Annotated in this window: 20 protein-coding genes; 7 read left to right on the top strand and 13 right to left on the bottom strand. The window is 67.5% G+C overall.

All coding sequences use genetic code 11. The features are described 5' to 3' along the window. Positions 1–13: 13 nt before the first annotated feature. The 4 genes from cydD to ACFWUR_RS25980 all read right to left on the bottom strand — a co-directional run bounded on the left by cydD (position 14) and on the right by ACFWUR_RS25980 (position 5,488). Positions 14–1,951 (bottom strand): thiol reductant ABC exporter subunit CydD, encoded by a 1,938-nt coding sequence (gene cydD / locus ACFWUR_RS25995; RefSeq protein WP_378910244.1) that lies wholly within the window; start codon positions 1,949–1,951, stop codon positions 14–16. A gap of 3 nt (positions 1,952–1,954) precedes the next feature. Then, positions 1,955–2,983, bottom strand: coding sequence for a cytochrome d ubiquinol oxidase subunit II (gene cydB / locus ACFWUR_RS25990; protein WP_378910243.1), 1,029 nt, complete (start codon positions 2,981–2,983; stop codon positions 1,955–1,957). Positions 2,984–2,992: 9 nt separating this feature from the next. Continuing rightward, positions 2,993–4,447 (bottom strand): cytochrome ubiquinol oxidase subunit I, encoded by a 1,455-nt coding sequence (locus tag ACFWUR_RS25985; protein ID WP_378910242.1) that lies wholly within the window; start codon positions 4,445–4,447, stop codon positions 2,993–2,995. A 135-nt stretch (positions 4,448–4,582) separates the two neighbouring features. After that, on the bottom strand, positions 4,583–5,488 hold the full coding sequence (locus tag ACFWUR_RS25980; protein WP_378910241.1) for an aminodeoxychorismate lyase: 906 nt from the start codon (positions 5,486–5,488) through the stop codon (positions 4,583–4,585). 177 nt (positions 5,489–5,665) lie between these two features. On the opposite strand from ACFWUR_RS25980, the gene ACFWUR_RS25975 reads away from it, so the two are divergent. The 4 genes from ACFWUR_RS25975 to ACFWUR_RS25960 all read left to right on the top strand — a co-directional run bounded on the left by ACFWUR_RS25975 (position 5,666) and on the right by ACFWUR_RS25960 (position 8,837). Next, complete coding sequence (locus tag ACFWUR_RS25975) at positions 5,666–6,769, top strand: YgfZ/GcvT domain-containing protein (protein WP_378910240.1); 1,104 nt, start codon at positions 5,666–5,668, stop codon at positions 6,767–6,769. Beyond that, the gene (locus ACFWUR_RS25970; RefSeq protein ID WP_378910239.1) at positions 6,766–7,449 is read left to right on the top strand and encodes an MOSC domain-containing protein; all 684 of its coding nucleotides are present in this window, start codon (positions 6,766–6,768) and stop codon (positions 7,447–7,449) included. Before ACFWUR_RS25975 ends, ACFWUR_RS25970 begins: the two co-directional genes overlap by 4 nt. Before the next feature lie 43 nt (positions 7,450–7,492). Beyond that, positions 7,493–8,443, top strand: coding sequence for an asparaginase (locus ACFWUR_RS25965; protein ID WP_378910238.1), 951 nt, complete (start codon positions 7,493–7,495; stop codon positions 8,441–8,443). A gap of 175 nt (positions 8,444–8,618) precedes the next feature. Further along, positions 8,619–8,837 (top strand): DUF3073 domain-containing protein, encoded by a 219-nt coding sequence (locus tag ACFWUR_RS25960; protein ID WP_378910237.1) that lies wholly within the window; start codon positions 8,619–8,621, stop codon positions 8,835–8,837. A gap of 281 nt (positions 8,838–9,118) precedes the next feature. Here ACFWUR_RS25960 and purM read toward each other — a convergent pair whose 3' ends face one another. The 6 genes from purM to purF all read right to left on the bottom strand — a co-directional run bounded on the left by purM (position 9,119) and on the right by purF (position 17,477). Continuing rightward, a complete protein-coding gene (gene purM / locus ACFWUR_RS25955; RefSeq protein WP_378910236.1) occupies positions 9,119–10,198 on the bottom strand; it encodes a phosphoribosylformylglycinamidine cyclo-ligase in 1,080 nt (359 codons plus the stop codon). An 88-nt stretch (positions 10,199–10,286) separates the two neighbouring features. Next, positions 10,287–11,969, bottom strand: coding sequence for an ABC transporter ATP-binding protein (locus ACFWUR_RS25950; RefSeq protein WP_378910235.1), 1,683 nt, complete (start codon positions 11,967–11,969; stop codon positions 10,287–10,289). Further along, entirely contained in the window at positions 11,962–12,912 is a 951-nt protein-coding gene (locus tag ACFWUR_RS25945; protein ID WP_378910234.1) for an ABC transporter permease, read from the bottom strand. Before ACFWUR_RS25945 ends, ACFWUR_RS25950 begins: the two co-directional genes overlap by 8 nt. Then, positions 12,912–13,952: an ABC transporter permease gene (locus ACFWUR_RS25940; protein ID WP_378910233.1), complete on the bottom strand. Its 1,041-nt coding sequence runs from the start codon at positions 13,950–13,952 to the stop codon at positions 12,912–12,914. The genes ACFWUR_RS25945 and ACFWUR_RS25940 overlap by 1 nt, the downstream gene beginning before the upstream one ends. Positions 13,953–14,021: 69 nt before the next feature. Further along, positions 14,022–15,620, bottom strand: coding sequence for an ABC transporter substrate-binding protein (locus tag ACFWUR_RS25935; RefSeq protein WP_378910303.1), 1,599 nt, complete (start codon positions 15,618–15,620; stop codon positions 14,022–14,024). Between the two features lie 285 nt (positions 15,621–15,905). Then, complete coding sequence (gene purF / locus ACFWUR_RS25930) at positions 15,906–17,477, bottom strand: amidophosphoribosyltransferase (protein WP_378910301.1); 1,572 nt, start codon at positions 17,475–17,477, stop codon at positions 15,906–15,908. Between the two features lie 228 nt (positions 17,478–17,705). On the opposite strand from purF, the gene ACFWUR_RS25925 reads away from it, so the two are divergent. Beyond that, positions 17,706–19,124, top strand: a complete 1,419-nt coding sequence (locus ACFWUR_RS25925; protein WP_378910232.1) for a YhgE/Pip domain-containing protein — start codon at positions 17,706–17,708, stop codon at positions 19,122–19,124. A gap of 19 nt (positions 19,125–19,143) precedes the next feature. On the opposite strand, the gene ACFWUR_RS25920 is transcribed toward ACFWUR_RS25925, so the two are convergent. After that, on the bottom strand, positions 19,144–19,557 hold the full coding sequence (locus tag ACFWUR_RS25920) for a sterol carrier family protein (protein WP_378910231.1): 414 nt from the start codon (positions 19,555–19,557) through the stop codon (positions 19,144–19,146). 106 nt (positions 19,558–19,663) lie between these two features. On the opposite strand from ACFWUR_RS25920, the gene ACFWUR_RS25915 reads away from it, so the two are divergent. Beyond that, a complete protein-coding gene (locus tag ACFWUR_RS25915; protein ID WP_378910230.1) occupies positions 19,664–20,530 on the top strand; it encodes an alpha/beta fold hydrolase in 867 nt (288 codons plus the stop codon). Between the two features lie 68 nt (positions 20,531–20,598). On the opposite strand, the gene ACFWUR_RS25910 is transcribed toward ACFWUR_RS25915, so the two are convergent. Beyond that, positions 20,599–21,228, bottom strand: coding sequence for a CPBP family intramembrane glutamic endopeptidase (locus tag ACFWUR_RS25910; RefSeq protein ID WP_378910229.1), 630 nt, complete (start codon positions 21,226–21,228; stop codon positions 20,599–20,601). After that, positions 21,225–22,955, bottom strand: a complete 1,731-nt coding sequence (locus ACFWUR_RS25905) for an alpha/beta hydrolase (RefSeq protein WP_378910228.1) — start codon at positions 22,953–22,955, stop codon at positions 21,225–21,227. Before ACFWUR_RS25905 ends, ACFWUR_RS25910 begins: the two co-directional genes overlap by 4 nt. 128 nt (positions 22,956–23,083) lie before the next feature. Here ACFWUR_RS25905 and ACFWUR_RS25900 point away from each other — a divergent pair, with 128 nt between their 5' ends. After that, positions 23,084–23,371, top strand: coding sequence for a YiaA/YiaB family inner membrane protein (locus ACFWUR_RS25900; RefSeq protein ID WP_056818759.1), 288 nt, complete (start codon positions 23,084–23,086; stop codon positions 23,369–23,371). The last annotated feature ends 22 nt before the right edge of the window (positions 23,372–23,393 follow it).

Here is a 23,393-nt window from a genome sequence, read left to right as displayed (position 1 = left end):
CGCAGATCGCCGATCACGAGGCCGCCACCGTGGCGCGGGCAACAGGTGTGTCGGCCGCGACAACCTCGATCACCGCATCCGCCGCTGCCAGCACGGTGGGGCGATGGGCGACGACCACCACGGTCGCACCGGCGGCGGCGCATTCGCGCAGGGTGTCGAGCACGCGTCGTTCGCTCTCGGGGTCGAGGTGGGCGGTGGGTTCGTCGAGGAGCAGGATCGGGCGTTGGGCGGCGAGCACGCGGGTCAGGGCGAGGCGTTGACGTTGCCCGAGCGACAGTCCGGTGCCGTTGCGGCCGACGACGGTGTCCCAGCCGTCCGGGAGACCGGCCAGCACGCTGTCGAATCCGGTGGCAGCACCGACTTTTCGCAGGTCGACGACACCCTGCCCCGACGTGGACCGCGCACCGAGCAACTCGATGTTCTCGCGCAGAGTGCCGGGAACCAGCACCGGTCGCTGCGGCAACCAGGCGACGCGATGCCACCAGCTCTCGGGGTCGAGCTCGCGAACATCGGTGCCGTCGACGAGAACGGCCCCCGCATCCGGCTCGATCAAACCCAGGATCGCCTGCATCGTGGTCGATTTCCCGCACCCGTTCGGCCCGGTCAGGACGGTTACCTGCCCGGGTTCGAGCACGGCTGTCAATCGATCGGGCGCGGTGCCCGTCCTCGCGGCGACAGACAATCCACGCAGAGTGATTCGTGCCGGTCCGTCGCCCGTGCCGGTCGTGAAGTTCTCGCCGACCACCCGCGTTTCCCCATCCCCGCCGCTCACCGCGCCCGCACTGGGCAACCCGGTCCCGCCGACATTCCCCCGCGCCGCCGGGCCGCCGGATGCGACGACGTCACCCCAGGCGGCGCGAGGAGCGGATTCGCCCCGCCGACGTGGTTCGAGTACCGCGAAAGCCCGGTCAGCCGCGGCCATCCCGTCCTGCGCCGCGTGGAACTTCTCCCCCACCTGCCGCAGCGGCCAGTACACCTCCGGCGCGAGGATCAACGCCACCAGCCCGCTGTACAACGCCATCTCCCCGAACACCAACCGCAGCCCGATCGTGACGGCGATCAACGCGACACTCAGCGTCGCGAGACTTTCCAGCACCATCGACGACAGGAACGCGATGCGCAGCGCGCGCATGGTCCGTCGGCGCAGCGAATCACCAAGGGCCTGCACCTGATCCACCATCGAAGGGCCCTCGGCACTCTCACGTCCCAGGGCGCGCAGGGTGGGCATGCCCGCGAAGAGGTCCAGGATCTGGTCCGACAGCCGGGTGGTCGCCGCGAGCGTCGCCTCGGCTCGCCCCTGGGTGAGCAGCCCGATCAGCACCATGAACACCGGGATCAACGGCACGGTGATCACCGCGATCAGCGCGGAGGTCGGATCGTGTAAAGCGATGACCACCAACACGACCGGCGGCACCAGGCCTGCGAGCAAGAGCGCGGGCAGGTAACCCGTGAACCACCCACGCAACCCGCTGAGCCCGTTGCCGACGACGACAGCGATCTCGGTGCGGCGCATGTCGAGTTCCCGCGGCGGCAGTTCGGCACCGGCCCGCAGCACCGCCGTCTCGAGCTCGGCGACCACCGCGCTCCCGGCCCGATGAGCCAACCGCGCCTGCCACCAACTCGCCAGCCCTCGCACCGCGACGGCTACCACCAGGACTGCCAATTCCGTGGTCCACGCGCCGAATTCACGCTTGCCCGGATCCGTGATGACCCCGGCGAGTACCCGCCCCAACACGATGGCGATCACCACGATCGTCGCCGTGATCACCAGCGCCAGCGCCACCGCGATCACCAGATGTGGCCGCGCCGACCGCGCGTACCGCCACAACCGTGGATCGACCGGCCGCCGCCCGGACCGCTTGCGAGCGCGCCCTTCCTCGGACGGGCCGGGCGCCGCGTCAGAGTCCGGCCTTTCGTGCGCGAATGCTTCTCGAGACGAGGCCGAGGCCATCTGTCAGCCCTTACCGCTCAGCGGCAAGCCGACCGGTGGCGGAATCTGTTCGACGCGAATTCGCTGCCGGAAAACCCAATAGGTCCATCCCTGATAGATCAGCACCACCGGCGTCGCGATCAACGCCGCCCAGCTCATCACCTTCAATGTGTACGGCGACGACGAGGCGTTGTAGATGGTGAGGTCGTAGAGCGGGCTGATGGTCGAGGGCAGCACATTCGGGAACATCGATCCGACGATCAACACCGTCGCCGAGATCACCGTCAGTGTCGTGCCGACGAAGGCCCATCCGTCGCGGCCCGCGAGGTTCGCGATGGCGGCGAGAACGAGGCCGAGCACGGCGGTGCCCACCGCGATCCAGGTCCACCCGGCGCCGTAGGCGAGCTGGGTCCACACGCCGAATCCGCCGACCACCACCACGGTGGGAATCAGTAGCGACCTCGCGATCCGCAAGGCGTCCGCCCGGACCTCGCCCGCGGTCTTGAGCACCAGGAACACCGCACCGTGCAGCGCGAACAGCACAGCGGTGGCCAACCCACCGAGCAGCGCGTACGGGCTGAGCAGGTCCCCCACCGAGCCGACCACCTGCTTGTCCGCGTCCAACGGCACGCCACGCACCATGTTCGCGAACACCCATCCCCAGGCCAGTGCCGGAATCCACGAGCCGATACCGATCCCGATATCGCACCAGGCCCGCCATTTCGGATCATTGATCTTGCCCCGGTATTCGATCGCGCACACCCGCAGGATCAACGCGACCAGCAGGAGCAGCAGCGCCAGATAGAACCCGGAGAACATGCTGGCGTACCACTCGGGAAACGCCGCGAACAGCGCACCGGCGGCGGTGATCAGCCACACCTCGTTGCCGTCCCATACCGGCCCGATCGTGTTGAGCACCACGCGCCTGCGCGTATCGGAACCCTTGCCGAGGATCGGCATCAACATGCCGACGCCGAAGTCGAAGCCCTCGAGCACGAAGTAGCCGGTGAACAACACGCCGATCAGGACGAACCAGAACTGTTGCAGACCCATCGTCGGCTCCTAGTACGCGAAGGAAAGTTGGGGAGTTTCCGGGCCGTCCGAACTCTCGGCGTGCGTGGACGTGTCCGGCCCGGTGGCGACATATCTGCGCATCAGGTAGAACCACACCACCGCGAGCGCGCCGTAGAGCAGCGTGAACACCACCAGCGAGAACAACACGGTCGTCGCGGAGTGTTCGGAGACGGCCTGCTGCACCGTCATCCGGATGTTGGGATCACCGGTCGGATTGGGCACCACCGCCCACGGCTGACGGCCCATCTCGGTGAACACCCACCCCGCCGCGTTGGCCAGGAACGGGGTGGGGATCGCGAGCAGGCTCAGCCAGGAGAACCATCGCTGATTCGGCACCCGGCCACCGCGCGTCACCCAGAATCCGGCCAACAGCAGCAGCACCGACCCGCCTGCCAGCCCGATCATGGCGCGGAAGGACCAGTAGGTGACGAACAGGTTGGGTCGATAGTCACCGGGTCCGTAGGCGACGTTGTAGGTCTTCTGCAGGTCGACCACGCCCTCGAGGGTCACCCCGCTGAATTCCCCCTCGGCGAGGTAGGGCAGCACATAGGGCACCTCGAGCACGTGGATCACGCCGTCGCAATTGTTGTGGGTGCCCACGGTGAGAACAGAGAAGTCGGGGTCGGTCTCGGTGTGGCACAACGATTCCGCCGAGGCCATCTTCATCGGCTGCTGTTCGAACATGAGCTTGCCTTGAATATCGCCGGTGAAGATCAGGGCGACGCCGGACAGCGCGACCACCACCAGCGACGCACGCCCGACCGGGCGCCACATTGTCCGCGCTTCTTCGAGTTTCGCCGGATCGCCGCTGCGCGCGTTGCGCACCATCCACCATCCCGCGATACCGGCGACGAAGGTGGCCGCGGTGAGAAACGAGCCGGCGACCACATGGGGGAAGGCGGCCAGCGTCGTGTTGTTGGTGAGCAGCGCCCAGATGCTTTCCAGCTCGGCCCGTCCGGTTTCCGGGTTGTAGCGAGCTCCCACCGGATGCTGCATGAACGAATTGGCCGCGATGATGAAGTAGGCCGAGGCGTTCACCCCGATGGCGACGATCCAGATCGTCGCCAGGTGCACCAGCTTCGGCAACCGGGTCCAGCCGAAGATCCACAGTCCGATGAACGTCGACTCCATGAAGAAGGCGATCAGCGCTTCCAGGGCCAGTGGCGCGCCGAAGACGTCGCCGATGAAGCGGGAGTACTCGCTCCAGTTCATGCCGAACTGGAATTCCTGCACGATGCCCGTCGCGACTCCGAGGGCGAAGTTGATCAGGAACAGCTTGCCGAAGAATTTGGTCAGCCGGTACCAGCGTTCGTCGCCCGTGATCACCCAGGCGGTCTGCATCATCGCGATCAGCGGAGCGAGACCGATGGTCAGCGGGACGAACAGGAAGTGGTAAACGGTCGTGATCCCGAACTGCCACCGGGAGACATCAAGGGTGTCCATCCGACCTCCACCGATCTTCTACGACGACTTGTAGTAGATCGTACGCCGGGAATCATCTCCCCCGTGCGTGACACCCGCCACGGCGCGAGAAAACTGTCATCCCAGGGGCACGCCCACCCGTGCCCCGCGAAAGGATCACCAGTCTCCGATGGTCCCCGGCCGTTCGATGCCGAGGTCGACCATGTCGATGATCTCCTGGGCGTTGTCCGGTGCCGACAGGCGCACACCGTCGAGCTGATTCACTCGCGCGGCAAGAGTGATGCTCGACATCAGCCAAATGCTGTCACAGTCGAAAAGGTCCGCGGTGAACAGCGTCTGGTACTTGCACTGCCAGCCCGACTTCTCCGCCACGTTGAACAGCGCACGCTGCGTGACACCGGGCAGCACGCCGCTTTTCGCGGGCACGGTGATGAGCTCCTTACCGCGCGCGATCACCACCGTCGAGCGCGGGCCCTCGAGCACCTTGTGCTCGGTGCTGTGGAAGATCACGTCCTCGGCGCCCATCCGCCGCGCGAACCGCAGCGCCGCCATGTTGGTCGCGTACGACAGCGTCTTCGCGCCGAGCAGCTGCCACGGCGCCGCCTGCGCGAGGTCGACCGAGATGCCGCGTGCCAGCGACATCACCTTCACGCCCTCGGCCCGCGCGGTCGCGACCCGAGCGGGCACCGGGGAGACGAGCACATACGCGGTGGGCTGCGGATCCTCCTGCGCCAATCCCGAGCGGGGTGCGTCGAATTCCGAGTCGCGGCCGCGCGTGTAGATCAGCCGCAACATTCCTTCCTCTTCCGCTCCCCATTCCTTCACGGCCAACTCCACCGCGGCGCGCCAACGCGACAGTCCCGGCTCCGGTAGTTCGAGCGCCTGCGCCGAACGACGCAGGCGCGCCAGGTGGAATTCCAGCGCGGTGGCCGTGCCGCCGCGCACCAAAATCGTTTCGAATACTCCATCGCCGCGAAGGGCGCCGATGTCGTCGGCATACAGCGACGGCACGTTCGCGTCAGCGACCGTCCCGTCGAGTGTCACAAGAACCCGTTCTCCCATGCGCCGAGCGTAGGCGTTATCGCTCTGTTACGCCTACGGCTGCATCGAATCGAGCATCTCGACGCGCCTGGGGAAGAAATATCGGCGTCGGTCGGGGCGTGGGCCGCAAGACGACACCGGATCGTCTGCGATGCCCACGTGCGGCGCGTCTCGGCAGACGCGCCTACAGTGGGTGTCGTGTCACAGGTCGTCTCCCCCAGTCCTGTTCTCCATACTCCGGGTGCCGTCGCGGGCGCACCCGATACCCCGGACGCCGCGGTCGCCTGGCATTACGGCGACCCGTTCGGCGAGCAGAAGGCCGCCGCACAGCAGGTCGCGGTCGTGGATCGCTCCCATCGCAGCCTCGCCACGATCACCGGCGCCGAGCGGCTGAGCTGGCTGCACACCATCACCAGTCAGCACATCGCCGCGCTGCCCGACGCGCACAGCGCCGAATCGCTCGACCTCGATCTCAACGGCCGCGTCCTGAACCACTTCGTCCTCACCGACCTCGACGGCACCGTCTGGATCGACACCGAAGCCGATCGCGGCGCCGAACTGCTGTCGTTTCTGCAGAAAATGGTGTTCTGGGCCGACGCCAAGCCCGTGGCCGCCCCCGATCACGCCGTGCTGAGCCTGCTGGGCCCGCGAGTGGACTCGCTGCTCGGCACACTGGGCATCGAGCAACTGCCCGAGACCTACGTCGCCGTGGCGCTGCCCGGTGGCGGGTTCCTGCGGCGGATGCCCGACTCCTTCGACCTCGTCGTCCCCCGGGCCGAGCTGTCGACGTGGTGGACCGAGCTCACCCGGGCCGGGGCCGCACCGGCAGGCATGTGGGCCTACGAGGCGCTGCGGGTGGCCGCGCTGCGCCCCCGGATCGGCGTCGACACCGACGAACGCACGATCCCGCACGAGGCCCGCTGGATCGGCGGCATCGCCGAGCGCGGGGCCGTTCACCTCGACAAGGGGTGCTACCGCGGCCAGGAAACCGTCGCCCGGGTTCACAACCTCGGCAAGCCGCCACGCAATCTCGTGCTGCTGCACCTGGACGGCTCGGCCGACGAGCGCCCGGCGACCGGCGACGACGTGACAGCGGCCGGGCGCACCGTCGGCCGCCTCGGCACCGTGATCGACCACTACGAACTCGGCCCGATCGCCCTGGCCCTGATCAAGCGTTCGGTTCCCGCCGGCACCGAGTTGGTGGTCGGCAGCACGGCCGCCGCCATCGACCCCGACTCGGTCCCCGCCGACGATACCGAGCAGGCGGGGCGCGCCGCCGTCAACCGGTTGCGCGGGCGATGACCCGTCCGGTCATGCGTGTCGGCGACACCGGCCGTGTCGAGGCCGTGTGTGTCGTACACGCCGAGATCGAGGTGCGCACCCGCGTGGGCCGCACCGCCATCGACAAGCGTCCGGTCGAGGGTCGGGTAGCGGTCGCCGCGCCCGGTCTGGCCGGCGACCACGTCTGCGATACCGCCCACCACGGCGGCGTCGACCAGGCCGTCTACGCCTACGCCGACGAAGACGCCCGCCGCTGGGCGAGCGAACTCGAGCGTGCGCTGCCCGCGGGGTGGTTCGGCGAGAACCTTCGCCTGACCGGCCTTCCGGTCAGCGATGCGGTGATCGGCGCGCACTGCACGATCGGTGACACCCTGCTCGAGGTCAGCGGCCCTCGCGTCCCCTGCGTGACATTCCAGCAGTGGTCCGGCGAACCGCGCTGGGTGAAACGGTTCGCCCTGCGATCCGACACCGGAGCCTACTTCCGGGTGCGCACCGAGGGCACGATCGGCGCGGGTGACGAGGTGCGCGTCGTGCACGTCCCCGACCACGGCATCACCGTGCGCGACCTGTTCACCGGCGCCGACCCCGCCCGCCTCGAACGCCTGCGCGCGGAGGAACCCACGATCTCCGCCGATGTTCACAGGCAGATCGACCGCCACACCCGAACCCGCGCCGACCTCACCCTCGAGGTCCGGGCATGAACGATCAGCGTCCGCAGGCTCACGTCACCACGGAGGTCTACGCATGAGCGTCGAACTGGTCGAAGTGGTTCGGTCCGGCTTCCGTGAGTGCGTGCACCGCGGCTCGGTCGTGATCCTCGACGCCTTCGGCACCCCCACCCTCGAACTGGGCCAGATCCACGGCCCGATCTTCCCGCGCTCCACCAACAAGCCGATGCAGGCACTGGCCTTGCTGCGCAACGGTTTCGACCCCGTCGACGACGACGAACTCGCCATCGCCACCGCCTCCCACTTCGGCGAGCCCGACCACATCGCCCTGGTCCGGCGTCTGCTCGACCGCTTCGGCTTCCGCGCCGAGGACCTCGCCTGCCCGCCCGACCTGCCTTTCGAGGAACGAGCCCGCGCCGCCGCGCTCACCGGCTCGGGCCCGAGCCCGCTGTACATGAACTGTTCCGGCAAACACGCCGCGATGTTGGCGGTCTGCGCGATCAACGACTGGCCGCGTACCGGGTATCTCGAGATCGAACACCCGCTCCAGCAAGCGGTACTGGCCACCATCGCCGACGTCACCGGCGAACCGGAGACCGATCTGGGCATCGACGGCTGCGGCCTGCCGATCGTGCCCGTCTCGCTGATCAACCTCGCGCGCGCCTTCGCCGGCTTCACCACGGCCGAGCCCGGCACCGCGCCGCGCCGGATCGCCGACGCCGTTCGGGCGAATCCTCGAGTGATTTCCGGCACGAGCGGCCCGGATCTGCTGGCCATGTCGGCGACCCCAGGACTGTTCTGCAAGATCGGGGCCGACGGCGTGCACGCGGGTGCTCTACCCGACGGAAGGGCCTTCGCGTACAAGATCGAAGACGGTCACGATCGGGCCCGGATGCCGCTGACGCTGGCGATTCTGCGCGAACTCGGCGTGGAGTGGACCGATCAGCACACCCAACTCGCCGCGACCGCGGTGTTCGGTGGCGACGCCAGAGTCGGTGTGATCCGCGCGATTCCGGGAGTTGTCTGAGACCGGGCGGTTCGGGCGAAGAAGGGGCAAACCGGGGCGCTTGGACAGGTCTTCGCATACTCCTGGGAGCGCGACGCCCTGACACACGCTAAAGTGTCTGTCAGGAAGAGTATTAATTCGAACGGGGCCGCCAACACACCCCAGGCCGCCCCGCAGTGACGCGAGGGGGTCAGCCATGGGCCGTGGCCGGGCTAAGGCAAAGCAGACCAAAGTCGCACGTGAGCTCAAGTACAGCTCCGCGCCGACCGACTTCGCGAGCCTTCAGCGCGAGCTGTCGGATAGCGATGCTTCGCCCTACTCCCAACCGAGGAGTAGTGCGGTGCTGTCCGATGAGGACGAGTCGCCGTCTCGTTGGAACGACGAGGACGACGGCTACGACAGCTGGCGCCGCTGATCGAACTGCGCAGAAGGGGGAGGCCGTCAGGCCTCCCCCTTCCAGCCGTTCCCAGGTGACGACAGGCTTGCACCAGTAGTAGCGAATATCTGAATACACGACGAGCGTCCTGTGCACACACAGGACGCTCGTCGTGTTCGTCGCCCCGAGGCCCCGACCACCCCGAGCCGACGGGCAAACCCTCCGCATATGGGATAACCGGTCGGTGGCTGAACAAACCCTCGACGCACTCGAGCCGGGTCGCGGCAATCGCGACCCGGCTCGGTGGGTGGTTCGGTCGATCAGAACCTGGGGTGGTCACCCAGCAGCACCGCGCGCGGCGCCTCGGCATCGGCGGCCTTCTTGACCTGACCCAGCGTCCAGCAATCGATGTGGCGGGCGGTGAGCACCGCCAGCGCACGATCGGCGTCCTCGGGCGCCACGATCGCGACCATGCCGACGCCCATGTTGAACGTCTTCTCCATCTCGATCCGCTCGACACGTCCGCGCTGGGCGATCATCTTGAACACCGGCGCCGGGTTCCATGTTCCGCGATCCAGCTCGGCCACCAGGCCCACGGGCAGCACGCGCGCCAGGTTGGCGGCGAGGCCACCGCCGGTGACGTGAGAGAAGGTGCGCACATCGGTTTCGGCGATCAGCGCGAGGCAGTCCTTGGCGTAGATGCGGGTCGGCTCGAGCAGTTCCTCACCGAGGGTGCGGCCGAACTCCTCGACGTAGCCGGTGAGCGACATCCGGTCGATGTCGAGCAGCACCTTGCGCGCGAGGCTGTAGCCGTTGGAGTGCAGACCCGAGGAGCCCATCGCGATAACGACATCGCCGGGGCGAACCCGGTCGGGGCCGAGCACCGCGTCGGCCTCGACGACACCGACGCCGGTGGCGGACAGATCGTAGTCGTCGGGGTCCATCAGGCCCGGGTGCTCGGCGGTCTCGCCACCGAGCAGTGCGCAGCCGGCCTTGATGCAGCCCTCGGCGATGCCGGAGACGAGCTCGGCGACCTTCTCCGGGATGACCTTGCCGATGGCGATGTAGTCCTGCAGGAACAGCGGCTCGGCGCCACACACCACCAGGTCGTCGACGACCATGGCGACCAGGTCGAGCCCGACGGTGTCGTGCTTGTCCAGCGCCTGGGCGACGGCGATCTTGGTGCCCACGCCGTCGGTGGAGGCGGCGAGCAGCGGTTCCCGGTATCCGCCCTTGAGCGCGAACAGCCCGGCGAAGCCGCCGATGCCGCCCTGCACCTCGGGTCGGCTGGCCTTCCTGGCCAATGGTCCGAACAATTCGACGGCGCGGTCACCGGCTTCGATGCTCACGCCCGCCGCAGCGTAGGAAGCGCCTGCACCGCTGGGTGTCTGTTCAGTCATTGTGGGGGAAAGCTCCAAACCGAATCGGCGGATAGATGCCTAGTAACTCTAAGTGATCCGCCAGTTCAGCTGTCGTGCGGCTCCTGACTCATTGTTCCAGTTCGGTGGCCGATGTCGGCGCTTCACGCCTGCCTGCGGAGGTCTCGGCCCGGCGCCGCCGCTGTTCGACGGGGTCGGGCACCGGAACCGCGGCGACGAGACGGCGGGTGTATTCGTGCCGCGGGTTACGCAGGATTTGCTCGTTGTCGCCTTCCTCGACGCAGGTCCCCGCACGCAGGACCATGATCCGGTCCGCGAGCTGGTCGACGACGGCGAGATCGTGGCTGATGAACAGGCACGCCCAACCGCACCCGCGCTGCAGGTCGGCGAACAGCTCGAGCACCGCCGCCTGTACCGATACGTCCAGGGCACTGGTCGGCTCGTCGGCCACGAGCAGATCGGGGTCGAGCACGAGCGCGCGCGCCAGACTGGCCCGCTGGCGCTGCCCACCGGACAGTTCGTGCGGATACCGATTCTCGGTGCCCGCGGGCAACTGCACGTCGTCGAGCATGTGCCCGACCCGCGCGCGGATGCTCGCCTTGTCGCCGATTCCGTGCACGACCAGGGGTTCGGCGACGCATTCGCCGACGGTCAGGCGCGGGTTGAGTGAACCGGCCGGGTCCTGGAACACGAACCCGAACCGCCGCCGGATCGGCCGCAGTTTGCGCTGGGACAGGTCCGCGATGTCCTGCCCGCGGATCAGCACATGCCCCTGGCTCGGCCGCTGCAGCGCGGCCACACAGCGCCCGATGGTCGATTTCCCCGACCCCGACTCGCCCACCAGCCCGAGGGTCTCCCCCGGCCTGATCTGCAAGCTCACACCGTCGACGGCCCGGAACGCGGGTCGACCGAACGGCCCGGGGAACGTGACGACCAGATCCCGCACATCGAGCACCGGCTCCACGGTCCGGTCGATCGCGGGTCGCTCGATGGTCGCCGCGCCGAGATGCGGAACGGCATCGAGCAACGCCCTGGTGTAGTCGGCCTTCGGGTTGGCGAACAGCTCGTGCACCGGCGCCTGCTCGACCACCTCCCCCGCGCGCATCACCACCACCCGGTCCGCGAGGTCCGCCACGACACCCATGTTGTGGGTGATCAGCACGATCGCACTGCCGAGCCGATCGCGCAGGTCGCGCAGCAGTTCCAGGATCTCGGCCTGCACCGTGACATCGAGCGCGGTGGTGGGCTCGTCGGCGATGATCACCTTCGGCTCACACGAGATGGCGATCGCGATCATCACCCGCTGCTTCTGCCCACCGGAGAGTTGATGCGGGTAGTAGTCGACGCGATGCTCGGGGTCGGGCAGCCCGACCGTGCGCAACAGCTCGATCGCTTTGGCCTTGGCGGCTTTTCGGCTCATCCTGCTGTGCGCGCGCAGTGCTTCACAGATCTGGAAGCCGACGGTGAACAGCGGGTCCAGCGCACGCGCCGGCTCCTGGAACACCATCGCCACCTCGCCGCCGCGTAGTGCGGTGAGCTGACGTTCGGTCATCGAGGTGACCGGCCGATCGCCGAGGGTGACCAGCCCGCGCACCGAAGCCGACTGCGGCAGCAACCCGATCGCGGTGCGCGAACTCACCGACTTGCCCGACCCGGACTCGCCGACGATGGCGAGCACCTCCCCGGGAAACACCTCGTAGGACACATCGCGCACCGCGTTCACGGGTCCGCTGTCGGTCGAAAAGGTGACCGACAGGCCCGAGACAGCCAGTGCGGCAGTCTTTTCACTCATCGACGGTTTCCTTGTCTGCCGAGGTGACCGCACGCCTGGTGCGCAGCAGCGGGTTCAGTGTTTCGTCGAGGCTCTCGCCGACCAGCGTCATCCCGAGCACGACCAGCACGATCGCGGTTCCGGGGAAGATCGAGGTCCACCAGATGCCGTTGGAGACATCGTTGAGCGCCTTGTTCAGGTCGTAGCCCCATTCGGCGGCCTGGGTCGGCTCGATGCCGAACCCGAGGAAACCGAGCGCGGCGAGGGTGAGGATCGCGTCGGCGGCATTGATCGTGACGATCACCGGCAGCGAGCCGGTGACGTTGGACAGGATGTGGCGGAACATGATTCGTGACGTCGACGCGCCGGTCACCCGGGCGGCATCCACGTACGGTTCGGTCTTCACCGCCACCGTCGCGTTGCGTACCACCCGAAAGTATTGCGGCACATACACAACCGTGATCGCGATGGCCGCCGACAGCATGCCGCCGAGACTGCTCGACGTGCCACCGGCGACGACGATCGACACCACGATGGCCAGCAGCAACGACGGGAACGCGTAGATCGCGTCCATGATCAGCACCAGTGTCTTGTCGACCCAGCGCCCCACATACCCCGACAGCAGGCCGAGCGGCACCCCGACCAGCAGCGACAGCGTCACCGAGATCGCGATCACCAGCAGCGCGGTGCGCGCACCGAACAGCACCCGCGAGAGCACGTCCTCGCTGCGCACCGAAGTCCCGAACCAGTGCTCGGCCGACGGACCCTGTTGCGGCACGAAAGCCACACCGTCAGCGGAGTTCTGGGCCAGGCCGTACGGCGCGAGCAACGGCGCGAACGCCGCGACGAGCACGAACACGGCGACGAGCACCAGACCGGTGAGCAGCGTGACCCGTTGCAGGCCGCCGGTTTTCGACAGCAGCTCGGCGCCGGGCAGGCGCCGCCGTTTCACAGCGGTGGTCATCAGAACCTCACCCTCGGGTCGATCAACGCGACAATGGCGTCGACGACGAAGCTCATCACCGCGACGACCAGCGCGATGAACGCCACGATGCCCTGCACCGCGATGAAGTCACGCGCCCGCAGGTACTCCGCGAGCTGATAGCCAAGGCCTTTCCATTCGAACGTGGTCTCGGTGAGCACCGCGCCGCCGAGCATCATCGCGATGCACATGCCCATCACCGTGATGATCGGGATCAGCGCGTTGCGCACCGCGTGCCTGCCGGTGACCACCCTCGTGGACAACCCGCGCGCCCGCGCCGCCTCGACGAAATCGCTGCGCAGCGTCTGGATGAGGTTCACCCGCACCAGGCGCAGGAAGATGCCGCCGGTGAGCAGGCCGAGGGCCAGCGCGGGCAGCACCGCGTGCTCGAGCACGTCGAGCACATAGGACGGCTCGCCGTAGAGGATCGAATCGATGATCAGGATGTTGGTCTTCGGCGACACATGTTGCAGCGCCAGCTCTACGTCGGTGCTCGCCCGCCCGCCGACCGGGAACCAGCCCAGCCACACCGAGAAGATCAGCTTGAACAGCATGCCGACGAAGAACACCGGCGCCGCGTAGGCCAGCACCGCGGAAAACCGCAGGAACGCGTCCGTCGCCGTATCCCGGTGTGTCGCCGCGTATCTGCCCAGCGGAACGCCGACAGCGAACGCGACCACCAAACCCCAGAACACGAGTTCGAAGGTGGCGGCACCGTAGGTGATCACCACATCGCTGATCGCCTGGTTGTCCTGCGTCCGTCCGAAATCACCGTGCAGAAAACCGGTGATGTACTCCCAATACTGGGTCAGGACAGGACGATTGAGCCCCGCGGCTTCCTTGCGGTCGTGGATCTGGTCCTGCGTCAGGCGGCCACCCATGGCCGCGCTGATCGGGTCACCGATCACCCGCATCAGGAAGAACACCACCGTCACCAGCAACCACGCGGTCGGCAGAATCAGCAACAGCCGAATCAGCAGGTACCGCAACAGAGCCACCTGGCGGGAACCCCCGCCGCGCATCCACCCGAAACGTTGCGCCCGGACCGGTGATCCGGGCGCAACGGGAACGTCACTCACTCGCGGCGTCGCTTACTTGCTCAGCACCGTGAACCGGAATTTGAACGAGCCGTCGAGGGTCTGATCGACACCGTTGACGTCCGGCGTCGACACCGCGACCTGCTTACCCGAGAGCAACGGCAGGGTCGGCAGGTGGTTCTGCGCCAGATCGGTCTGGATCTTCTTCAGCAACTCGGTCCGCTTGACGGGGTCGGACTCGGTGGCCTCGGCCGACAGCTGGGCGGTGATGGCGGGGTTCTCGAAATGCGACTGCAGGAAGTTGTTCGGACCGAAGAACGGCGTCAGGTAGTTGTCGGCGTCCGGGAAGTCCGGGAACCAGCCGAACTGGTACATCGGGTAGCCGTCGGAGGCGCGCTCCTTCTGGTAGGTCACCCACTCGGTGGACTGCAGGTTCACCTGGAACAGGCCCGAGGCCTCGAGCTGGGATTTGATCGCCGCGTACTCCTCCGAGGAGCTGGAGCCGTAGTGGTCGGGGTTGTACTGCAGGTTCAGCGTCACCGGGGCGGCGACGCCCGCGTCGGCGAGGAACTTCGCGGCCGCGGCCTTGTCCGGCTTGGCACCGTAGAGATCCTCGAGCGGCTCGGCCGAACCGGTCATGCCCGCGGGCACGTAGCCGAAGGCGGGCTGGTAGGTGCCCTTGTAGACACCGGTGGCCAGCGCCTCGCGGTCGATGGAGGACGCGAATGCCTTGCGCACGGCCAGCTTCTGCTCAGGGGTGTCGCCCGGCATGGTGTTCATGTTGAACACCACATAGCGCAGCTCACCGCCGGGACCGTCGGTGACCTTCACCTTGGAATCGGCTCGCAGCGAGTCGATATCGGTGGGGGTGAACGAGCGGTAGCCGACGTCGATGGCGCCGTTCTGCAGGTCCAGCTTCAGGTTGTCGGAGGTGGCGTAGTACTTGGTCGACACCGTGGCGGTCTTCGGCGTGCCGAGGATGCCCTGGTACTCGGGGTTGGCCTGGTATTCGACGAGCTTGTTCTTGTCGTAGCTCGAGATCGTGTAGGGGCCCGCGTAGCCCTTGGCCGCGACCACCTCGTCATCGGTGGCGACCTTGTCGGCGGGCAGCGACTTCTCGTCGACGATCGGCCCGGCCTGGGTCGGCAGGATCGTCGGGAAGGTCTGATCGTTGGCGACCTCGAGCGTGAACGCGACGGTGAGATCGTCGATCACATCGGTCCTGTCGAGGTTGCCGAGCAGCGACGCCGGACCGTGCGGATCGTTGATCTTCACCATCCGGTCGAAGGAGAACTTCACGCTCTTGGCGGTCAGCGGATTGCCGTTGGCGAACTTCAGCCCGGATTTGATCTTGCAGGTGTACACCGTGGGGCTGGTGAATTCGCACTTTTCCGCCGCATCCGGCTTGGGCGTGGTATCGCCCGGCGCGAAATTCAGCAGATACGAATAGATCTGGTTCTCCACCAGCAGCGAGCCGTTGTCGTACGCCGCGGCCGGATCGAGCGAGAAGATCTTGTCGGTGGTGCCGACGACCAGGCCCGCACCGGAGCTCGCCTCGTCGGTGCGACCGGAGCCACAACCGGCCAGCGCGGCGGCGACAGCGGCGGTAATGCCCACTGCGGCAATTTGTTTCGCGCGCTTACTTCGTCCCATGTTCAACGTCAGGTCCCATTCTCGAACGCCGCGCAGCCGTCGCTCCCGGATCACAGGAGCGACGACCACAGGGTGAGCCAGCGATATAACGAGGGACCGTACAGGTGAACCATTACCGCCCAGTTTCAATTGGCCGGAATTATTGCCGCGGTGTTATGAACTAATCTTACGAAATTGCGGGGTACCGGAATTACTCTCGTACACAACACAAAAGGGGCCGTCCAGGTTTATCCTGTCCGACCCCTCTGGTGAAGCGCGGTAGACCAGCCTTACCGACGACCCGCGTCAGGGGCGACTGAGCGCGTCCACGTTGGCGTTCTCGCCGAGCAGCTTCGACTCGGCCTTGCCCGAGAGCATCCCCTCGAGCACGTTCTTACCGATGGCGGCCTCGGGCGGCAGTTCGATCGGGTAGTCGCCGGTGAAGCACGCCGTGCACAGGCGCGAACGCGGCTGTTCGGTGGCCGCGATCATGCCCTCGGTGGAGACGTAGCCGAGGGTGTCGGCGCCGATGGAGCGACGCACGTTCTCGACCATGTCGGCGTAGCTGTCGTCGGCGCCGGTGCCGTTGGCGATCAGTTCCGCGCGCGAGGCGAAGTCGATGCCGTAGAAGCAGGGCCACTTCACCGGCGGCGACGCGATCCGCACATGGATCTCGAGCGCACCGGCCTCACGCAGCATGCGGATCAGCGCGCGCTGGGTGTTGCCGCGCACGATGGAGTCGTCGACGACGATCAGCCGCTTACCGCGGATCACTTCCTTCAACGGATTGAGCTTGAGCCGGATACCCAGCTGACGGATCGTCTGGCTGGGCTGGATGAAGGTGCGGCCCACATAGGCGTTCTTCATCAGGCCCTGGCCGTACGGGATGCCGGAGCCCTGGGCGTAACCGACCGCGGCGGGCGTGCCCGACTCGGGCACCGGGATCACCAGGTCGGCCTCGACCGGAGACTCCTTGGCCAGCTTGCGGCCGATCTCCACGCGGGTGGAGTGCACCGAGCGGCCGGCGATCGTGGTGTCGGGGCGCGCCAGGTACACGTACTCGAAGACGCAACCCTTGGGTTCGGGGTTGGCGAAGCGCATGGAGCGCACACCCTCGGAGTCGATGGCGAGCAGCTCGCCCGGCTCGATCTCGCGAACGAACGCGGCACCGACGATGTCGAGCGCGGCGGTTTCGGAGGCCACGACCCAGCCACGATCGAGCCTGCCCAGCACCAGCGGGCGCACGCCGTGCGGGTCACGCGCGGCGTAGAGGGTGTGCTCGTCCATGAAGGTGAGGCAGAACGCACCGCGCAACTGCGGCAGCAACTGCATCGCCGCGGCCTCGATGCTGGAGTCCGCCGAGGCGTGCGCCAGCAGCGCGGTGACGACGTCGGAGTCGGAGGTGGCGCCGGTCATCTGCGGGCGGCCGTCGATCACACCGGTGCCGATCAAGCCGAGTTCGCGTGCGCGACCGGCCAATTCGGCGGTGTTCACCAGGTTGCCGTTGTGGCCGAGCGCCAGGCCGGAGCCGACGGAGGTGGTGCGGAATATCGGCTGCGCGTTCTCCCAGGTGACTCCACCGGTGGTGGAGTAGCGGCAGTGTCCGACGGCGATATGCCCCGGCATCGCCGCGAGCGTCTGCTCGTCGAAGACCTGGGACACCAGGCCGAGATCCTTGAAGACCAAGATCTGCGAACCGTCGGAAACGGCGATACCGGCCGCCTCCTGCCCGCGATGCTGCAGGGCGTACAGGCCGTAGTAGGTGAGCTTGGCCACGTCTTCGTCGGGAGCCCAGACGCCGAAGACGCCACACTCCTCGCGAGGGTCGTGTTCGATCTCGTCGGGTACGTTCTCGACCGCTGTGGCCGGGGGGATGATCGTGGATTCGGCGTGGGTCACCGTTTGCTCCCTGTTCGGGCGGGCTGGGGGAGTGTCGAGTCGGTGCACGAATGCGTCAACGGTTACTCCCTGTGTTGCATAGGGCTGGGCGCACTCGTCAGTCTACGGGTGAATCAGGGGCAGGTTGTACGCGCGCTCGCATACCGGCAGCAATCCACCGTTCACGAACCCGCCGATCGGCCACAGGGAGCTGTTACGGTGCGGATTGTGACGACGGACGACAGTGCACACGTTGCAGCCGGTGGGACCGGGTCGAATAGTGACAACACCAGCGCGGAGTCCGTTGATTCCGGGCGATCGGCCGTCGGCGACGCGACGTTCGCCACACCGATCTTCGATCGGCGCCACTGGGCTCGGATAGTGCTCTCGCCGACCGCGGTGCTGGCCGTGCTCACCGCCCTGCTCGGTGTGATGTACCTCGGCTATATCGCCGACCCGGAGAAGAACCTGCACGACTTCCCCATCGCGCTGGTCAATTCCGATGTCGGCGATGTGATGGGTTCGGGCGATCAGCGCAAGCAGGTCGATTTCGGCAAGCAGGTCGCGGACGCGCTCGTGGCCGGCGTGCCCGCCGACAAGGTGGACCTGCGCGTCGTCGGAAAACCGGAGGCCGAACAGTTGTTGCGCTCCGGGCAGGTATACGGCGCGATCGTCATCCCCGGCGACTTCAGCAAACGCCTGGGCATTCTCGGTACGGGCTCCATCGTGCCCGGCGAGATGGAACGGCCGATCATCACCCTGCAGACCAATCCGCGCATGGGCGCCTACGGCGTCGGGATCGTGCAGCGCATCGGCGACCAGGCACTGGCCGAGGTCGACAAGCAGGTCGGCATCCAACTCACCGAGCAGGTGCGGGCCACACTGGCCGAGACGCCAGAGGGCGCACCGACGCCGCAGATGTCCGGTGCGGCGATGCTCACCCTCGAGAGCCCGATCGACGTGGTGTCCCAGGACTTCCGCCCGCTGCCCAGCGGCACCGGCATCGGCCTGACCGCGTTCTTCTACTCGCTGCTCCTGCTGCTGGCAGGCATGGTCGGGGCGATGGTGATCCACACGATGGTCGATTCCCAACTCGGTTTCCTGCCCACCGAATACGGTCCCTGGTCGGTGCACTCGCCGCCGACCCCGATCTCACGCTTTCGCACCCTGCTCATCAAGTGGGGTGTCTCGGCACTGGTCGCGGTGGTCGCCTCGCTGATATTCCTGCTGGTGGGCAAAGCGGTCGGCATGCCGATCGACAATCCGCTCGCCCTGTTCCTGTTCTCGGTGCTGGCCATGGTCGCGGTCGGCTGGACCGCGCTGATGACGCTGGCCGCCCTGGGCACCGCGGGCCTGCTGGTGAACCTGACCCTGTTCGTCATCCTCGGTCTGCCGTCCTCCGGCGGTACCGTCCCGATCGAGGCGACTCCGACCTACCTCGCGTGGCTCGCCGAATTCGAGCCGATGCACCAGGTGTTCCTCGGTGTCCGCTCGATCCTGTACTTCGACTCCGGCTACGAAGCCGGTCTCGACCGGGGCATCTGGATGTCGTTGCTCGGTATCGCGATCGCCGTGGTAGCCGGCACGATCATCACCCGCTACTACGACTACAAGGGCCTGCACCGCAGGCACACCACGGCCGCCTGAGCCGCCGGCCCGGTCGCCGCTACCCGGCGGCCGGGTCGGACTCGGCGGGCAACGGCACGATCGGCAGCCACCCCGCGACCTCCCCCGCCCTGGTCCCCGAGGCGCTCACCACCCCCGCCCGCACCGCGTCCTCGAATCCGAGCAGTCCGGTAGCCAGCAACAACCAGTTTCGAGCATCCGTCTCCACCACGTTCGGCGGATTCCCTCGGGTGTGCCGCGGCCCCTCGATACATTGCACCGCCACGAACGGCGGCACCCGCACCTCCACCGAGTGCCCCGGCGCACTCCCCGCCAACGCCCGCGCCGTCCCCTTCACCGCCTCCCCCAACTCCCGCCGCCCCGGCACCGGCACCGTGGAATCGCGCAACCACTCCCCCACCACCAACACAGCCGCCCGCACCTGCGCGGGATCGATCACATTCCGTCCAGCCATACCCGAGACGCTACCGAGCCGGCTGAACCCGCGGATCACGGCCACCGCGCCTACCGATCGAATGCCCGAGCGCGCCGGGACGCGGGGCCCGTCGTACATTCGTCCTATGAGTGTCTCCGGTCCCCTCGAGCCGACCACGTTGCGCTTGCGCGGCGTCGACGGTCTCACCCTGGTCGCCGACAGCTTCGGTGCAGAAGACGGCCCGTTGGTCGTGATGCTGCACGGTGGTGGGCAGAACCGGCATTCGTGGAAGCGGACCGGGCGGGCGCTGGCGGCGGCGGGGATGCGGGTGGTCACCGTGGACGCGCGCGGGCACGGTGACAGCGATTGGTCGCCGACCGCCGACTACGGCCGGACCACGATGGTGGGCGACCTGCACGCCGTCCTCGAACAACTCGGTGCGACGCCGGACGCGGGTGCGGTGGTCGTCGGAGCCAGCATGGGCGGGATCACGGGGCTGCTCGCCACGGCGAGGCCCGGTGGCAGCGCGATTCGCGCGCTCGTGCTGGTCGACATCGTGCCCAGATCTGAATCGGCGGGCGTGAGCCGCGTGATGGACTTCCTCGGCAAGCACCGCGACGGCTTCGACACCCTCGACCAGGTGGCCGACGCGGTGGCCGCCTACCTGCCGCACCGCCCGCGCCCCGACAATGCCGACGGCCTGCTGCGCAATCTGCGCGAGCGTGACGGCCGCTGGTACTGGCACTGGGACCCTGACTTGATCAGCGACGTCAACGACGACCCGGAAGCTCGCATCGTCGAGATGGAAGCCGCTGCCGAGGCGTTGACCATCCCCGTCCTGCTGATCCGCGGTGGCAAGTCCGATGTGGTCAGCGACGAGGGGGCCGCGGCGTTCCTCGCCCTCGCACCGCACGCCCGCCTGGCCGAGATCAGCGCGGCGGCCCACACCGCCGCGGGTGACGACAACGATGCCTTCACCGAGGCCGTCGCCGGTTTCGTCGCCACGGCCTGAGCCTGGTCGCCTTGCCGCGCCGGGTCTGGTGACTGTCGTCGGCGCACCGGCGCCCGAACCCGGCCGGGCTAGCGCTTCAGCCCGTCGACCCACCGGGCAGCGATGGGCGCGAGTGCTCCCCCGGCATTGATCGCCAGGTGCAGGAGCGCGGGTGCGGTCGCGCTGCCCGATCGACGCCCGAGTTCGCTGAAGACGAGGCCGGCGAGGGTGGTGGCCGCGACCGTCGGGAACACGGGATCATCGGCGGCTCTTGCCGGTTGGATGTGCCAGAGGCCGAAGTCGATCGCGCCGACGACGGGCGACGTGGCGCCGATACTCTCGGCGAGCAATGGGTCGAGAGTGCCGCGAAATATCGCTTCCTCGGCCAGGACCGTGCCGACAGGGATGTGCAGGGCGATCCACTCCAGGGTCGAGGTCTCTGGTGCGCGGATGGCGATTTCGAGTGGGAGGCGCCGCAGAGACGGAACGGCAAGGGCGACGGCGTAACCGGCGAGCACTACCGCCGCACTGCCAAGTCCCCAATTAAATCCACTGCGCGACAACCAGTTCGGACTACCACGGAAGACTTTCGCGTATCCCGCGGCGAAGGCGATGTTCGCTGCGGTGCGGCCGCGCAGCGGGAGGTCGAGGGCGGGGAGGAGCCGATTGCTCCAGAGGAGCGGAAAAACCAGCGCTGCAACACATTCGATCCTTCTCACTTCACCTCCCGCTCATAGTCCTCCGCCGATTCCACCGCGGTACGGATACTTTCGACGACCTCATCGTCCACTCCGTCGGGCGCTCCCACCGCCAGCCACCCGTCCAACACCAAACTCCCGTACCGGTGCCCGTGCCCGTCCACCACCCCTTGCGCGTTGGTGAGATCAGCGGTGACCTGCCAGAACGTCACGAAAGGCGCCCACCGCATCTGGGTCGACACATCGGAACCCCGTGGCTCGCTCAACCAATCCGGCCGCGTGAAGATCAGATCGGCCGACCACCACACGATCGGGTCGGAGGGGTGTTGCAGGTAGGCGATGCGGGGTTCGCGCCACGGCTCCGAACTGTCGAAATCGGTGGCGTCATCAGCGAATCGGACCACCAGCCCGTCCGCGTACACCGGCGCCACCTCGGGCGATCCGGGATCGCGCCGGTCGACGAACTGGCGCCACAACCGATTCGAATTCGGCGGCCCCACCCACAGCGCGCCGTCGACCTCCTCGCGAAGATCGGCCAGCCCGTCGAAGGCCTCCTCCGACCCCTGCGAGCCGAGGCTCTCCCCGTAGACGAACAGCTTCGGCCGCTGCCCTTCCGGCTGAGCCGACCACCGCTCGTGCACCGCGTCGAACAGCTCCCGGCTGGCCGCGGCCGCTTTGTCCCGGTCCGACAGGAACGAGAGCACGCTGGGCAGGTACGAGAACTGGGTGGCCACGATCGCCGTATCACCGCCGTAGAGGTATTCCACAGCGCCGGCCGCCATCCCGTTGACCCAGCCGGTGCCGGTAGTCGTGACCACCACCATCGCCTCGCGTTCGAACGCGTCGGTCCGCTCCAGCTCGGCGACGGCCAACTCCGCCGCCGTCCGGTCCCGGGTCACCGACTCCAATCCCACATACGCCCGAATAGGTTCGCGCGCGGTCTTTCCCGTCACCTCGGTGATCGCGGCGGCGCTGGGACCGTTGGACACGAACCACCGCCCCTCGAATCCCAGTGTCTGCCAGGGCACGAGCGACCCGGCACTGCCCGATCGCTCCGGCGCGACCGGCTGTACCGCATACGGTGTGGCGCGATCGTTGCGCACGCTGAACGCCGAGTTGGCCACCGCGAAGAACGCCCGCGAGGCGACACCGTTGAAGATCGTCATCGCGAAGACGACCAGTACCAGCAATCCGGCGGCAGGGGCTACTTCGCGCGGCACTCGGACCCACCGATTGAGCTGACGGGCCAGCCCGAGCACCATGATCCGCACCGTCCGGTAGGCGGCCACCACGGCCACCCCGACAGCCACGCTGAGCAGCCCGGTGCGCAGATAGGCGGGCGTGGTCGTCCCCGCCATCCCCATCAACGAGGTGATCTCACGCTGCCACCGAGCCGATTGCACCAGCATCACCGCCGCTACCAGCGCGCACGCCACCAGCACGGTCGCCTTCAACACGTATCGCACCCGATCGGAAGGACTCGGAATCGGGATCCTGGACCGCACCCATCGCCGCGACACCCACTCGAGCACACACCCGAGCCCGTACCCGATCGCCGCGTTGATCCCGCTGATCAGCCCTTGGAACAGCCAGTCGCGCGGCACCAGCGACGGCGTCACCGACAGCCCGAAGAACAGCGTCGCCAGCGCCAGCCCCGGATAGTTCAGATCGACGATGTCCTCCACGCGCCGCGCGAGAACGCCGCCGCGCGCACGCAGCGTCGCCACGGTAAAAGCGCGCTCCGACATCGCCCCAGTATGGCCGCCGGGTCCGACAATCACCGGATTTGCGACTGCGGCACCGCTCACAAACTACGTACCGCACTCGAGTAGTTGTACGCGCGATCACGACGCCGCAGATCAGCACACTGAGAACCATGAGCACAAACACCAAGCCGAAGAACACCTCGGCCTACATGGCCCAGGCCGCGATCGCGTTCGCTGTCAGCCTGTTCGGGACCGGCGCCGGAATCGCCTACCTGCCGTTGGACGGCTGGCAGCGCGCGTTCCTGGCGATGTCGGGCCTGTTCCTGGTGACCAGCTGCTTCACCCTCGCCAAGGTCGTGCGCGACCAGCAGGAGACCCAGTCACTGATCGGCCGGATCGACGAGGCGCGGCTGGAACAGCTGATCGCCGAACACAATCCGTTCAAATCGGTGTCGTGAGCCGGACCGTTCGGCGCCGATC

Origin of the sequence: Nocardia sp. NPDC058633, from assembly GCF_042717045.1 — a bacterium.
GTDB lineage: Bacteria > Actinomycetota > Actinomycetes > Mycobacteriales > Mycobacteriaceae > Nocardia.
This window is presented reverse-complemented; position numbering and strand designations above follow the sequence as displayed.

Coding starts and splice junctions, on each gene's coding strand:
- ACFWUR_RS25970 (WP_378910239.1), top strand. CDS start 6,766: ATGACCCGTCCGGTCATGCGTGTCGGCGACACCGGCCGTGTCGAGGCC.
- ACFWUR_RS25965 (WP_378910238.1), top strand. CDS start 7,493: ATGAGCGTCGAACTGGTCGAAGTGGTTCGGTCCGGCTTCCGTGAGTGC.
- ACFWUR_RS25905 (WP_378910228.1), bottom strand. CDS start 22,955: ATGTCGGAGCGCGCTTTTACCGTGGCGACGCTGCGTGCGCGCGGCGGC.
- ACFWUR_RS25935 (WP_378910303.1), bottom strand. CDS start 15,620: ATGGGACGAAGTAAGCGCGCGAAACAAATTGCCGCAGTGGGCATTACC.
- ACFWUR_RS25900 (WP_056818759.1), top strand. CDS start 23,084: ATGAGCACAAACACCAAGCCGAAGAACACCTCGGCCTACATGGCCCAG.
- ACFWUR_RS25940 (WP_378910233.1), bottom strand. CDS start 13,952: ATGCGCGGCGGGGGTTCCCGCCAGGTGGCTCTGTTGCGGTACCTGCTG.
- ACFWUR_RS25950 (WP_378910235.1), bottom strand. CDS start 11,969: ATGAGTGAAAAGACTGCCGCACTGGCTGTCTCGGGCCTGTCGGTCACC.
- ACFWUR_RS25980 (WP_378910241.1), bottom strand. CDS start 5,488: ATGGGAGAACGGGTTCTTGTGACACTCGACGGGACGGTCGCTGACGCG.
- ACFWUR_RS25945 (WP_378910234.1), bottom strand. CDS start 12,912: ATGACCACCGCTGTGAAACGGCGGCGCCTGCCCGGCGCCGAGCTGCTG.
- ACFWUR_RS25920 (WP_378910231.1), bottom strand. CDS start 19,557: ATGGCTGGACGGAATGTGATCGATCCCGCGCAGGTGCGGGCGGCTGTG.
- purM (WP_378910236.1), bottom strand. CDS start 10,198: ATGACTGAACAGACACCCAGCGGTGCAGGCGCTTCCTACGCTGCGGCG.
- cydB (WP_378910243.1), bottom strand. CDS start 2,983: ATGGGTCTGCAACAGTTCTGGTTCGTCCTGATCGGCGTGTTGTTCACC.
- ACFWUR_RS25915 (WP_378910230.1), top strand. CDS start 19,664: ATGAGTGTCTCCGGTCCCCTCGAGCCGACCACGTTGCGCTTGCGCGGC.
- cydD (WP_378910244.1), bottom strand. CDS start 1,951: ATGGCCTCGGCCTCGTCTCGAGAAGCATTCGCGCACGAAAGGCCGGAC.
- ACFWUR_RS25985 (WP_378910242.1), bottom strand. CDS start 4,447: ATGGACACCCTTGATGTCTCCCGGTGGCAGTTCGGGATCACGACCGTT.
- ACFWUR_RS25960 (WP_378910237.1), top strand. CDS start 8,619: ATGGGCCGTGGCCGGGCTAAGGCAAAGCAGACCAAAGTCGCACGTGAG.